Annotated in this window: 14 protein-coding genes; 7 read left to right on the top strand and 7 right to left on the bottom strand. The window is 47.7% G+C overall.

The genetic code is table 11. The annotated features are described in order from the left end of the window. Window positions 1-15: 15 nt before the first annotated feature. Both KNQ18_RS09155 and KNQ18_RS09150 read right to left on the bottom strand, forming a co-directional pair. Window positions 16-312, bottom strand: coding sequence for a hypothetical protein (locus KNQ18_RS09155; protein ID WP_133208041.1), 297 nt, complete (start codon window positions 310-312; stop codon window positions 16-18). 196 nt (window positions 313-508) lie between these two features. Next, entirely contained in the window at window positions 509-703 is a 195-nt protein-coding gene (locus KNQ18_RS09150) for an aspartyl-phosphate phosphatase Spo0E family protein (RefSeq protein ID WP_029341257.1), read from the bottom strand. 222 nt (window positions 704-925) lie between these two features. On the opposite strand from KNQ18_RS09150, the gene KNQ18_RS09145 reads away from it, so the two are divergent. Beyond that, complete coding sequence (locus KNQ18_RS09145) at window positions 926-1,624, top strand: cytochrome c biogenesis CcdA family protein (RefSeq protein ID WP_023467780.1); 699 nt, start codon at window positions 926-928, stop codon at window positions 1,622-1,624. Window positions 1,625-1,640: 16 nt separating this feature from the next. Continuing rightward, window positions 1,641-2,120 carry a CcdC family protein gene (locus tag KNQ18_RS09140; RefSeq protein WP_215084607.1) on the top strand — a complete coding sequence of 160 codons (480 nt, stop codon included), beginning with the start codon at window positions 1,641-1,643 and terminating at the stop codon, window positions 2,118-2,120. Window positions 2,121-2,162: 42 nt separating this feature from the next. Here the strand turns inward: KNQ18_RS09140 and KNQ18_RS09135 are convergent, their stop codons facing one another. Next, window positions 2,163-2,588, bottom strand: coding sequence for a DUF2621 family protein (locus tag KNQ18_RS09135; RefSeq protein WP_029341260.1), 426 nt, complete (start codon window positions 2,586-2,588; stop codon window positions 2,163-2,165). Window positions 2,589-2,679: 91 nt separating this feature from the next. Between KNQ18_RS09135 and KNQ18_RS09130 the strand changes: the two genes are divergently transcribed. Next, the gene (locus KNQ18_RS09130) at window positions 2,680-3,003 is read left to right on the top strand and encodes a hypothetical protein (protein ID WP_023467783.1); all 324 of its coding nucleotides are present in this window, start codon (window positions 2,680-2,682) and stop codon (window positions 3,001-3,003) included. Between the two features lie 43 nt (window positions 3,004-3,046). On the opposite strand, the gene KNQ18_RS09125 is transcribed toward KNQ18_RS09130, so the two are convergent. The 3 genes from KNQ18_RS09125 to KNQ18_RS09115 all read right to left on the bottom strand — a co-directional run bounded on the left by KNQ18_RS09125 (window position 3,047) and on the right by KNQ18_RS09115 (window position 5,924). Beyond that, window positions 3,047-4,351, bottom strand: coding sequence for a VOC family protein (locus tag KNQ18_RS09125; RefSeq protein WP_215084605.1), 1,305 nt, complete (start codon window positions 4,349-4,351; stop codon window positions 3,047-3,049). A 26-nt stretch (window positions 4,352-4,377) separates the two neighbouring features. Then, window positions 4,378-5,391 (bottom strand): hypothetical protein, encoded by a 1,014-nt coding sequence (locus tag KNQ18_RS09120; RefSeq protein ID WP_023467785.1) that lies wholly within the window; start codon window positions 5,389-5,391, stop codon window positions 4,378-4,380. A 92-nt stretch (window positions 5,392-5,483) separates the two neighbouring features. After that, complete coding sequence (locus tag KNQ18_RS09115) at window positions 5,484-5,924, bottom strand: RrF2 family transcriptional regulator (protein WP_023467786.1); 441 nt, start codon at window positions 5,922-5,924, stop codon at window positions 5,484-5,486. A gap of 140 nt (window positions 5,925-6,064) precedes the next feature. Between KNQ18_RS09115 and KNQ18_RS09110 the strand changes: the two genes are divergently transcribed. Continuing rightward, window positions 6,065-6,862 (top strand): hypothetical protein, encoded by a 798-nt coding sequence (locus tag KNQ18_RS09110; protein ID WP_214724578.1) that lies wholly within the window; start codon window positions 6,065-6,067, stop codon window positions 6,860-6,862. Window positions 6,863-6,921: 59 nt separating this feature from the next. On the opposite strand, the gene KNQ18_RS09105 is transcribed toward KNQ18_RS09110, so the two are convergent. After that, entirely contained in the window at window positions 6,922-8,166 is a 1,245-nt protein-coding gene (locus KNQ18_RS09105; RefSeq protein ID WP_214724580.1) for an MDR family MFS transporter, read from the bottom strand. A gap of 402 nt (window positions 8,167-8,568) precedes the next feature. Between KNQ18_RS09105 and KNQ18_RS09100 the strand changes: the two genes are divergently transcribed. The 3 genes from KNQ18_RS09100 (at window position 8,569) to KNQ18_RS09090 (ending at window position 11,943) form a co-directional block, all read left to right on the top strand. Continuing rightward, window positions 8,569-10,149, top strand: a complete 1,581-nt coding sequence (locus KNQ18_RS09100; protein WP_215084603.1) for a peptide chain release factor 3 — start codon at window positions 8,569-8,571, stop codon at window positions 10,147-10,149. A 124-nt stretch (window positions 10,150-10,273) separates the two neighbouring features. Then, on the top strand, window positions 10,274-10,735 hold the full coding sequence (locus KNQ18_RS09095) for a YflT domain-containing protein (protein WP_215084602.1): 462 nt from the start codon (window positions 10,274-10,276) through the stop codon (window positions 10,733-10,735). A gap of 122 nt (window positions 10,736-10,857) precedes the next feature. Then, window positions 10,858-11,943, top strand: a complete 1,086-nt coding sequence (locus KNQ18_RS09090; protein WP_215084600.1) for an MBL fold metallo-hydrolase — start codon at window positions 10,858-10,860, stop codon at window positions 11,941-11,943. Window positions 11,944-12,054 lie beyond the last annotated feature (111 nt).

The following is a 12,054-nucleotide window of genomic DNA, read 5'->3' as shown; positions in this document are numbered from 1 at the left end:
TGGAGGATACGCAGATCAATACTTGACGATCGTCGTCACGCCGAACGCTGTCAGGTAAGAACGATGGAACAATTCCTGCATCCAATCGTTAGCGGAAAGCTGAAACGTGCCGTGAATCGTTTGGTACGTTCGCTGTCGAATATTGATTTCAATCGGCTCTAGTAAGGGGGCGGATGGTAGATGGTCATGCATGCTGTCATTTTGATTTTCAATATAAAGCAACTCGAGGACATCTCCTTCTTCCATATAACGCTGTAAGTAAATCATGAACTCCCACTGATCAGCACCTTCGATCGTGTACAGGTAAGGCATCGTGAACCTTCCTCGCTTCAATGATACGTATTCAATCGCTTCGACTTCATGTACGTATAATTGGGGGAGATCGTCAGGTATATAGAGAGGACGAGAACTAGCAATGAATGTAAGAGCGGACATAAAGCACCTCCATCAGAAATAAGAAACCATAAAAAAGTCAGCATTCGCACTCGAATGCTGACCAGATCGTGCATTAAGATAAAAGCGGTTCATTCGAACCGTGAATGGTATAGTTTTGGACGATGCGTGAATATTCTAAAAGCAGGACATCGAGTTCATGACTAAGTTGTAGAACACGCGGGGAGGTGAAGCTGGACTGGTCAGCTTGATGATATAGTTCGCTACGTTTGGCTTCGATGGCTAACGTCAATAGTTGTTGTGTCGTCATAGCAGTCTCCCTTACATTGGTGTCGTATCCATATTCTAGCAAGTCCATTTACGAGGCGCAACGAGATTTCAGTAAAATCGACGAAATGTAATTTTTTTGTAATTTTGGCGGACACGAATCTTTTGCAACTTTCTGTGAGATAATAGGTGCTAAATGCAGATGAGTTTGGCAAAATAGAGGAGGAACTTCTTCTATAGTAGTAAAGGAAAGGGGATGCTCATGATGGAGCTCTCGTTATGGTTAGCGTTTGGAGCAGGATTATTATCTTTCGTCTCTCCGTGTACGCTACCACTGTATCCTGTGTTTCTCTCATACATCACAGGCGTGTCGGTAACGGATTTAAAAGAACGGGGCGTACGAGAAAAGCGATCCTTGTTTCATACGTTAGCGTTCCTCGTTGGTTTTGCGATGGTATTCGTTGTGCTCGGGTTATCGACATCGTTATTCGCAGATGTCTTTATCACATATCGGGATACGTTACGGATGGTTGGGGCACTCGTCATCTTCGTATTTGGGATTGTTCTCGTCGGATTATGGCAACCAACATTCTTGATGCGTGAAAAGAAACTGAATCTCGGGGAACGAAAAGGGGGGTACGTCGGGACGGTACTCGTCGGAATCGGGTTTGCAGCCGGTTGGACACCGTGTACAGGTCCGATTCTCGCAGGCGTCATCGGATTAGCTGCGACCAATCCGAGTCAAGGCATGTTCTACATGCTCGCGTATGTCCTTGGCTTCTCGATTCCGTTCTTATTGATGGCGTTCTTCGTCGGTCGTTCGCGCTTGTTCGTGCAGTATAGTCTGAAATTAACGAAATTCGGGGGAGCCTTGATGATGGTGTTCGGAGTCATGCTGTATTTTGATGGCTTAAGTAAATTCGCAGCATGGATGAGTGACATCGTCGGATTCACTGGATTTTAATCAAGGAAGTGATCGGATGATTTGGATATCAACTGGGGTAGCGCTCGTCATGGGATTGCTGATCAGCTTCATTCGTGTGAAGGCATCAGCAAAACCGACGAATGCTAAAAAAATCTTGATCCCGCCCTTTGCGATGTCGACGGGGATGCTACAGTTTTTATACCCAGCATCCCGTCTGACATGGACGGAAGTGGCAGAAGCATTGCTCATTGGAGCCATCTTCAGCATCTTTTTGATCAAGACATCCAATTTTTATGAAGCAGAAGGGCAGATTTATTTGCAACGTTCGAAAGCTTTTTTCATCGTCTTATTCGGTATCTTATTCATTCGGACGGTTGCGAAGTTCTTCATCGGCGGGCAGATCGATATCTTCGAAACGGGTGGGATTTTTTATCTCGTTGCCTTCGGAATGATTGCACCGTGGCGCTTCGCGATGTATATGAAATACAAACGAGTCAAGTCGGGCACCGTGCCGGTTGCGCACTTACCTCACTAAAAAAACCGCTGAAGGCGACTTCGGCGGTTTTTCGTGCATCCTTCAATTTTGGAAGTATAATGCGTAGTCTCGCCAGTCGATGGCGTGCTCCGTCAGTGCTTTTTTCAAGAATTTATGATCGCGTTTTGGCGTAGCGGAAATATATCCTTTGACGACCAGTTCAGATGTCATCTCTGTCGCTTGTTCCTCCAGTGCGAACTGTCCGATCCGCCCGGCAATCTTGCGGCGTGCGACATCACGAAATGCCGATGGAACCGGCATGACGAGAGCGTTCAATAATTCCATCGTCTCATCCGTCCAAAGATGTCGTGTTTGGTCGATGTACTCATCTTCCCAGTCCATCATCGATTTACCGTCTTCTTTCGGTAACTTCTTGAGGAACTTCCGGAACATGAAAAACCCGCCAATTGCCATGAGTGTGATCATGATAAAGCCCCAGAGCAGAATCCCGTTCATGAACCATTCCATGCGCGACTCATCCCCCTTTCACATCAAATATAGATTAGCATAAATCAGGTGGACGTGCTATGATGAATGACGGAGAAAGTGAGGCGAAAGAATGCTGCAACCATACGTACAATTGGACGAGACCGGACAGCCCCGTAAAGGTGTTTTACCTGAAACAGCGGACGGTCGGATCGTTGAATTCTATTATGATACGAAGGGCGAAGAGATCACGGTTATCTTCGTCACCGTTCCGGCAGAAGATGCGAGCCGGAAGCGTGCGTTTACGGTCGGGAAAACGTTCAAAACGGTCTCGACACTCGAAGACTTCACGTTACTTCACTATGAATGGGCAAATGACCAGATTTTCGCAACACTTGAGATGTTCGCGGATGGGTCGAAACGTCAAATCGACGCTTCGAGATTGCTCGACTATTAAAAAAGAAGGAGATGCGGATTGCCGCGTCTCCTTCTTTTGATATTCAAGAAATATATAGTCGGATGACCTCGTCATGTAATTCAACCTGTCCACCGATCGGGAACGTGAACAAAGGACTCGTATGTCCAAAATCGACATTCGCAAGAACTGGTACGTGCTCTAAGACTGGATAGAGCGAAATCAGATACCGCAGATGCTCTTCCGTCATCTTCGTTGCGAGTTGGAAGCGTCCGAAGACGATCCCGCGAATCGTTTCGGCACCCGGTTGCGCCATCAAAGAGGCGAAATCACGGGCGAACGTCGCTGGATGGACTTCGTAATCGTCTTCAAGGAATAAAATCGTATCCCGTAAATCAGGGAAGTGCGGTGTGCCTTGCAGGAGATTCAACGTACAAAGATTCCCACCGAGCAGACGACCACTTGCTTGCCCAGAGGATAAAAGAATCGGTCCTTTGTTCGGTAACGTAATGACATGTCCGCGATCGGTATCACGCCAATGGACCGAAGGCTTGATCGTAACGGGATCCGTTCCAAACAACACTTGCTTGAAGTAATCGATCGTATAGGCGTCGCGATCACGGAAAGCCCGTAACATTGGTCCCGAGTACGTCACTAAGCCGGTATTCGTTAGAATGGCGTGACTGAGTGCTGTGATATCGGAGAAGCCACAAAGGATTTTCGGATGTGTCCGAATCAATTCGTAGTCGAGTAAGTCGACGAGTTCATTCGTACTGAATCCACCGCGAACACACAGAATCGCATCAACGTTCGGATCAGCGAACGCGGCATGGAGGTCTGCAACCCGTAACTCAGGATCACTGGAACCAAACGGATTGACAGCACGCGCATGTTGACTGATCGAGACACGTAATCCGAGTGATTCGAGGGTTTGGATCGCACCATCGATGATCTTCATCTCGACCGTTGAGAGACTTGAAGCGGGTGCGACTAAACGGACATGAGAACCATCTACCAACTTCTTTGGCGTTAACGTCGGCAGGTGGGCAGCGATGATCTCTAAACGGTTACCGAAGGGATCGGCTGTGAAGAAACGACGACGTGGCGCAAGGCGTGTGTCATGCTCAACCGGATAACCGGCAGCTTGAAGAACATCGCTCAAAGCTTCGAACGCAGCGACGGTTAATCCAGGATGCGCTTTTTTAGCAGGGGAGAATGGCTCCTCGATGCCGAGATGAAGTGCTGCACCATGATCTTCGAACCAGACACCACCACTGGCTTGAACACCAGCCGGTTTTTCGACTTCCTTCATATGTAAAAGCCCGGCATAAAATGCACGGGCGCGATCTTCTTCGTTTTTTGGCATAGCGAGCTGGACATGATCTAACATGAAGACACTTCCTTTACGAATTAAATTCAGGCAACGAACTGGGTGATCCGTTTCAGTTCACGTTCGACGAGGTTCAAGTAGAAGACACCTTCAATCCGGCGATCGAGAGATTGTGCGATCTCGTATAGATTCGTCCGAAGCGCTGCGAGATACGACGCTTCCTCACCAAGAGATTGACGATGGGCGAACGCATAGTGAGCGAGTAGGAACTGGAGATATCCACGGTCGGTCAAGAATGGAATCAATTGTTTTTTCTCTTCCATCGACCAGGTATAGTTCGTATCGTAATACATCTTCGCATATAGGTGGTACGGCTCGTCGCCACCTGTGAACAAGGTTTCGCCACGCTTAACTTCTTCGATTAAGCGTTCACTCCAGTCAAAGCGTTCTTTTTTGCGACTAAGGAACAACGGTAGGATATATGGATGTGCCTGATCCGGCATCCGTGAACAACCGCGTTCATGCCGAAGTGCTGCATAAAGTAGCAAGGCACGATCTTCGAAGCCACGTTCAATCGCATACGTCATCCGGCTAAATGCTTCACAGGATGGGCAATCACTAAGTTCGTCACTTGGCGCGTCAACCCATTCCGAGAGATAATGATCGGCTTGTTCCTCGTCACCGAGTTTGCTATAGACCATGAAGCTGATATAGTCGCGCGTCCGAATAAAGCCATGCGCGTCACAGAAATCGATGAAGCGATCAAGATCTTCTTCGAGAAGCGAGACCGTCACGTCTTCTTGTTCTGCCATATAGATCAAGTAGGACTTGTAGTTCCAGTACAAATCAAGTTCTTGTTTTGGAGTTAGTGTCATCTCATCTTTTCGGATCCATTCCATCAAGAGCGTGAAGGACACAAGAAACGATCGGAAGTGTCCTAAATCAAATTGATTTTGTGAAAATGTCCATAAGGAGAGGAAGCGGAGTGAATCATCAGCTGTTTCCTCAAAGATGGCCCATAAGGCCTCACCGCGTGCAACGGAGGGTTCTTCTTCCTTTAAGCGAAGATATAAGAGATGGAGTTCTTCTTGAGGGTTCATCTGTACCCCTCCTTTCTTATATAAGTATACCACGAGCGTTTTGAGAAATCGCAATTGAGCGAGGACGGAATAAAAAAAGATTCCGAACCCGCTCAATCGCGGTTCGGAATCATTTCAAGTATTTGTGGATGAGTTTCAGCTGTCGGATGTAGCAAATCATGTACTGTGTAACCATTGAGTACTTGATGGAACGCCGCAATGGCATCATCGAAAGCATCACGTGCTGGATTGAGCGAAGGAATCTCGTGAATGCCTTCTTGCGGATCGAGAAAATGAACGGTTGGTTCAAAAAGTTGTACGACGTCACCGATATGAATTGCATCCGGAGGGCTCGCTAATCGAAAACCACCTCCACGACCACGGACAGATTCAATCAGACCACTCTGTCCTAAACGATAGACTACTTTCATCAAATGATTCTTAGAAATGTCGTAACAATCCGCTACTTCCTGGATTCGGACTAAACGATCGGGATGAGCTGCTGCGAACAGCAGAGACCGAATCGCGTAATCCGTATAACGTGTCATGCGCATTTTCATCACCTACTTACCACACATACTAGGGGGGGACGCAAGCATTTACAACTTTCAATGTGCAAAAAATAAGATGCATTTTAGAGATTGTTTTTGAGAGTGGATTCACGCATAATGGACGGTGAAAGGTAGGTTAAATTATGCATTTCGATCAGGCATTACACCTTTTGCAACAGCTCGGTCCATCGATGGAGCAAAAGGGATTGCGGATCGCGACGCGCTTCTATGACTCGCTCGAGGCGACGTACGAAGAAGAATTGCGCGCGCTTCGAGAAGCGGGAGCTCAGGACGGAACTCGCGCATTACGGATTTTACGCCTGAGTCAATTATTGAATCAGATTACAAACCAGCATGAATCGAGTGAACTGTTTAAATTGATTTTACTGAATGAAATCGATCAGACGAAATCGTTTCTGTTGACGTACCCTGACATCATCAGTCGTGAAATTCTTCAAGCTATTCAAATCGAATATGACCTTAAAGAAGATGCACCTTTACTTCAAGCATGGGCAATTGTTCACCATCAACTCGTCGATACGTGTCGGCATTTTTGTAAATACCGCCGTGCTGAAAACTGGCGCCAACAAGATATCTTGTTGATTGCAGAAGAGCATCATCTTGGAGCCGTCATCGACGAAGCTCGGCATGCACTCCTGACCGGTCGAAAAACGACATTGTTACATGTCTCAGCTGAGGAACTGGCAGAACGAATGTTAGCGAATGTCGTATCCTTGACGACGAAAGGGATGGTCGTTCATCACATTCGTCAAGAAGGATGGGAACAACAGATGCACGAATTCTTGACGATGATCACGGTAAATGATCCGATCGTCTTCGTCAGTGGATCGACGAATTTCATTGAAGAAATCCAGCAACGACTTGATCCGTTACCGGTCCTGTTCGGTCCGTTCGTAGCGGCAAATCAATTACCTTCTTAACGAGAAAAGCGATGTGTAACGCTCTGACAAAAGTCGGAGCATGACACATCGCTTTTTTTTTAGGCGGATTTCGTTAAGCGTTTCGCGCGTTGGATCGACCGGTCTAGTGCGAGATAGACCCCACCTGATACACAGCAGAGCAGTCCGACGAATCCGAGCGCAAAGTCACCTTTTCCAGTATCAAGGAATAACGATCCGAGAAGCGGTGCGGTGACGCCGCCAATCAACCACTGGAGACTCGCAGCACCGTTGTACGTTCCGCGGAGATGTTCTGGTGCAATCAAAGCGATGAACGTCATCTGCACAGGGGACATGATCATCTCACCGAGCGTATAGAACGCATAAATCGCAAGCAATACCGTCACGAGCACGACATAACTCGTTCCGAGTGAGAACAGGTAAGACGGCACGAATGCGAGGAAAATCATGCCGATTCCGAAAATCGAGGCCCCGAGCAACATGACTTTTCCGAATGCTTTGCCAGACAAGCGAGCAGCGATCGGGAACTGGAACAAGACGACCATGATTCCGTTCAGAGCCATCAGATAAGGGAACGGATTTTGTTTTGTCGGTAATCCCGGTAGTGCTTCCTTCAAGAAGACCGGTAACATACTCTCGACGAGGGCAAATCCCATCGAGATGAAGACACCCGCCCCGATGAAGATTAAAAAGACATGATCCTTCCGCAATACAGTGAGCGGTGATACTTTGACTTCGTCCGTCTTTTCGATATAGTCTGGCTTCGTCTCTTCGATGAAGAAGTAGAGAACGATTCCGTACAGGAAAAAGACGAAAGCGGCAGAGTAGAAGATGAGTGAACGGTCGACGAACAAGACGGCACTTCCGAGAAGTGGACCGAATGCGGCCCCGACGTTATGTCCCATCCGCAGCAGACCGAACGATTCGTTCAGGCGTTCTGGTGGCGTGACGTCAGCGACCATCGCGCTTGCCGCTGGATGGAACAGTGAACTGGATAAACCGAGCAACGCGTTCAACGCGAGAAGCGGTCCGAATGAATCAGCGAACGAAAAACCGATTAAAGCAATGACGTCACCGATGATCGAGAGGACCATCAGTGGTTTTCGACCGAATTTATCGGCGAAGTGACCACCGAGAACGGCGCCGACGAGCGACATGATCGGTCCGGTCGCCATGATGACACCGACCAAAAAGTAGGAATCGAGTCGATCCGCATAATAAAGAACTAAAAATGGTGCAATCATGAACATCATGATCCCCGTGATCGTTTCCCCGACGAACCGGATCCAGATGTTGCGATCAAGCTGTTTGAGTGCGTTAAACATAGTGAAAACCCCTTATATTCCGTTTTTAGACAATAGAAAAGACGGATACGCACAAATATGGGCATACCCGTCCTAATATAAGAGGGCAGCATGTACGTATACGCATACGCACACCCTGCTTAATTAAAAATTAAACGATTGGGTGACGTACAGTTGTAGCCGATACAAAGACAGTGTGGACAGATGTCCGGGCTTGATGGAATACCATTGTACGTCTCCTCCTTCTGTAATAGTAAACTTCCTAGTCATCGTAAAGAAGATCGTGATGAATTGTCAACTTTAAATCTGAAAATTGAGTCAATGAAGTGAAATGGACGAGACCTTGAAAATTCGGTATGATAGACTAGTTGCGAAAAAGATTGATCGGACTTTTGAATATATCGTTGAAAGGAACTACCATACATGACAAACATTCTACAAACGGAAGTCGAAAAGCGTCGGATTTTCGGCATCATCTCCCACCCGGATGCGGGTAAGACGACATTAACTGAAAAATTCCTCCTGCACGGAGGGGCAATCCGTGAGGCAGGTTCTGTCAAGGCACGGAAAAACTCGAAATTTGCGAAATCGGACTGGATGGAAATCGAAAAACAACGCGGAATCTCTGTTACGTCTTCGGTCATGCAATTCGAATACAACAAAAAGATCGTCTCGATCATGGATACACCAGGTCACTCGGACTTCGGTGAAGATACGTACCGAATCCTGACAGCGGTTGACTCAGCGATCATGGTCATCGATGCGGCGAAAGGGATCGAGTCACAAACGAAGAAACTGTTCCAAGTCTGTCGGATGCGCGGGATTCCGATCTTTACGTTCATCAACAAGATGGACCGTCAAGCGCGTGACCCACTCGAATTGATGGAAGAACTCGAAGAAGTCCTCGGCATCCCGTCTGTAGCTGTGACGTGGCCAGCTGGTTCAGGGCAACAGTTCGAAGGAGTCTATGACCGTGTCAAAGGACAATTCCATTGTTTCAAGAACGATCGTAAGTCGATCGAACTCGGTGAGAAAGGTCTCGCGAACGAAGAACTCGCGACGACGATCAACTCGGAAATGTACGAGACGTTGATGGATGAAGTTGACTTACTCGACGGCGCAGGTAACGAATACGATGAAGAATTGATCGCAAAAGGTGAACTGACTCCGGTCTTCTTCGGATCAGCCCTCGTCGATTTTGGTGTCACACCACTTCTTGAACATTACTTGAACCTGTCCCCTTCACCGACACCTCGTGAGTCGAACAAAGGGAAAGTCGAACCGGCACAAGACTTCTTCAGCGGTTTCGTCTTCAAGATTCAAGCGAACATGAACCCGAATCACCGTGACCGGATTGCGTTCGTCCGTATTTGTACGGGTAAATTTGATCGTGGAATGGACGTCGTCTTGACACGGACAGGCAAGAAGATGAAGTTATCTCAATCGACACAATTCATGGCGGATGAGCGGGAAACAGTCAATGAAGCGTTCGCAGGAGACGTCATCGGGTTGTACGATTCAGGCAACTATCAAATCGGTGATACGATCACGAACGGTGATCCATCATTACAATATGAGGCACTACCAACGTTCGCACCAGAACTCTTCTTGAAGGTCTACACGAAAAACGCCTTAAAGTCGAAACAGTTCCAAAAAGGTGTCGAACAGCTCGCGCAAGAAGGTGCGATCCAGGTCTACAAAACGGAATACAACGAAATCATCCTTGGAGCGATCGGACAACTCCAATTCGAAGTCTTCGAGCACCGGCTCAAAGGTGAATATGGCGTTGACATCTTGAAGGATGCCGCGAACTTCCAAGTCGCAAAATGGATCAAGCCAGCAGAAGTCGCTGCCGTCAAACAATTGACGGATTCTCGGACGGTTCTCGTCTACGACCGTTGGGAGAATGCCGTGTTGTTATTCGCGAATGATTTCGTCTACGAGCGGTTCGTTCAGAAAAACGAAGGAACGATCACATTGGTCGATTCACCGCAACAACTCTAAGCTTTGACGGACTACTTTTCGAAGTGGTCCGTTTTTTCGTTCCTGAAATCTCGTTTGATGGCAAGCGAACAAGGGTAAAAACAGAGCGAGTTTGAATTCATATGAAAAAGGAAGGTGTCATGTGATGGCGAAACGGTTTGTTGGAATCTATCAGGATCAATCGAGTCTGGAACGAAAAATCGAGGAATTGAAACAACAGGGGCATCATGATTCGGATTTTTCTGTCGTCGGTCGAGATGACGCGGCAGACGAAGCATCGGGTGCGAGTTGGATTGATCAGGTCAAATCAAAATTTTCTAAAGAACCACCGCTCCGCGAGACATTAAAACGTGTCGGACATTCGGACGATGAGGCAGAACGGCATTACGCAGAAGTCGAGCGTGGCGGTCTTGCATTGTTCGTCAAGAATCGAGATCACGACCATGACCATGAGCACCATCATCACCATGACCACGATCATGATCATGACCATCGGCACGATGATAACAAGGTCGAAAATCCAGGGAACAACGCCTATGAATCCAATCACCGCGGGGACGGTGAGAAGAGCGACCGGGCGAAGTGGAAAGCAGACGATCTCGACTAATACCTAGAAGTGAAGGCGCCGCTTGCGGTGGACTTCACTTTTTTTCTCGCATCCGGAGTCGCAAAGCGAGATGTGTGGGGAATCGAGGTGCTATACTGAGAGCATCGAAGAGGTGATATGACATGAAAAAAATAGTGACAGCTTTAGCAGGAATTGGTCTTGCAAGTGCTTGGTTCATCAACCGATACCCGGTGTTCGGGAAACGACCAAGCCGTGCAGAGCGGCGGAGTTTCGAACGATCAGATCGTTTTGTCGACGGGAAGTTCAAAAATGAGATGGATTTCCAGTTGAAGATGGAATGGGACTCGATGAAAAGCATTTTAAAGGATTACGGACGAAACATTCCGAATCTGCGTCCTGTCAAAGCGTTACCGACGCTTCCGTATCAGCGGCGACAAGACGATGAAGCACCACGTGTCACATGGTTCGGACATTCGGCATTTTTACTCGAACTCGATGGGCAAACGATTTTCTTTGACCCGATGCTCGGGCGCGCACCATCACCGTTCCCGAAACTGGGCGGAGGACGTTTTCAAACGACGCAGAAGGTTGATCTCGAACGTCTACCGTTGATTGATGTCGTCGTCTATTCGCATGATCATTATGATCATCTCGATTATCCATCCGTCCTCGCCTTGAAAAATCGAGTCGGTCGCTTCATCGTGCCACTCGGGGTCGGTAGTCGTCTCCGTGGATGGGGTGTCTCGGCTGAGCGAATCACGGAACTCGACTGGCATGAATCGACGCAAGTCGGTGGCATCAAACTGACAGCGGCTCCTTCGCGCCATTATTCAGGGCGAAATGGTCTTGATCAATTTTCAACGCTATGGGCGTCATGGGTCATCGAAGGCTCGCAAAAGGTCTTCTTTAGTGGCGATAGTGGATATGGTCCACACTTTAAAGCAATCGGCGAACAATATGGTCCGTTTGACCTGACTATGATGGAATGTGGGCAGTATGATGTCCGGTGGTCCAATTCGCACATGTTACCGGAACAAACGGTTCAAGCACATCGTGACGTCAAAGGTCGCGTCCTGATGCCAATTCACTGGTCTGCCTTCATCCTCGCGTTTCATGCATGGTTCGAGCCGGTCGAACGGTTGCTCAAGGAAGCGAAACACGATGAGATTCCGGTTCTGACACCAATGATCGGGGAAAGTGTGACACCCGAGAGTACGACACGAAAATGGTGGCGGGAAGTGCGTTGAGTAAGATAGCTTTTTGATTTTAATTGAATGAAATGAGAAAAAAGTAGCCTTTTCGAATCACATCGAAAAGGCTACTTTTTTAGGTGAATAAACAGACGAGATGTTCATCCT

This window comes from Exiguobacterium sp. s78, from assembly GCF_018618985.1.
GTDB classification, from domain to species: Bacteria; Bacillota; Bacilli; order Exiguobacteriales; family Exiguobacteriaceae; genus Exiguobacterium_A; species Exiguobacterium_A abrahamii.
Note: the sequence above shows the minus strand (reverse complement) of the source record. Positions and strands in the feature narration are given on the sequence as shown.

Bases quoted from the DNA above. Each gene is read 5' to 3' on its own strand.
- KNQ18_RS09155 (WP_133208041.1), bottom strand. From the start codon at position 312: ATGCCTTACCTGTACACGATCGAAGGTGCTGATCAGTGGGAGTTCATG.
- KNQ18_RS09150 (WP_029341257.1), bottom strand. From the start codon at position 703: ATGACGACACAACAACTATTGACGTTAGCCATCGAAGCCAAACGTAGC.
- KNQ18_RS09145 (WP_023467780.1), top strand. From the start codon at position 926: ATGGAGCTCTCGTTATGGTTAGCGTTTGGAGCAGGATTATTATCTTTC.
- KNQ18_RS09140 (WP_215084607.1), top strand. From the start codon at position 1,641: ATGATTTGGATATCAACTGGGGTAGCGCTCGTCATGGGATTGCTGATC.
- KNQ18_RS09135 (WP_029341260.1), bottom strand. From the start codon at position 2,588: ATGGAATGGTTCATGAACGGGATTCTGCTCTGGGGCTTTATCATGATC.
- KNQ18_RS09130 (WP_023467783.1), top strand. From the start codon at position 2,680: ATGCTGCAACCATACGTACAATTGGACGAGACCGGACAGCCCCGTAAA.
- KNQ18_RS09125 (WP_215084605.1), bottom strand. From the start codon at position 4,351: ATGTTAGATCATGTCCAGCTCGCTATGCCAAAAAACGAAGAAGATCGC.
- KNQ18_RS09120 (WP_023467785.1), bottom strand. From the start codon at position 5,391: ATGAACCCTCAAGAAGAACTCCATCTCTTATATCTTCGCTTAAAGGAA.
- KNQ18_RS09115 (WP_023467786.1), bottom strand. From the start codon at position 5,924: ATGCGCATGACACGTTATACGGATTACGCGATTCGGTCTCTGCTGTTC.
- KNQ18_RS09110 (WP_214724578.1), top strand. From the start codon at position 6,065: ATGCATTTCGATCAGGCATTACACCTTTTGCAACAGCTCGGTCCATCG.
- KNQ18_RS09105 (WP_214724580.1), bottom strand. From the start codon at position 8,166: ATGTTTAACGCACTCAAACAGCTTGATCGCAACATCTGGATCCGGTTC.
- KNQ18_RS09100 (WP_215084603.1), top strand. From the start codon at position 8,569: ATGACAAACATTCTACAAACGGAAGTCGAAAAGCGTCGGATTTTCGGC.
- KNQ18_RS09095 (WP_215084602.1), top strand. From the start codon at position 10,274: ATGGCGAAACGGTTTGTTGGAATCTATCAGGATCAATCGAGTCTGGAA.
- KNQ18_RS09090 (WP_215084600.1), top strand. From the start codon at position 10,858: ATGAAAAAAATAGTGACAGCTTTAGCAGGAATTGGTCTTGCAAGTGCT.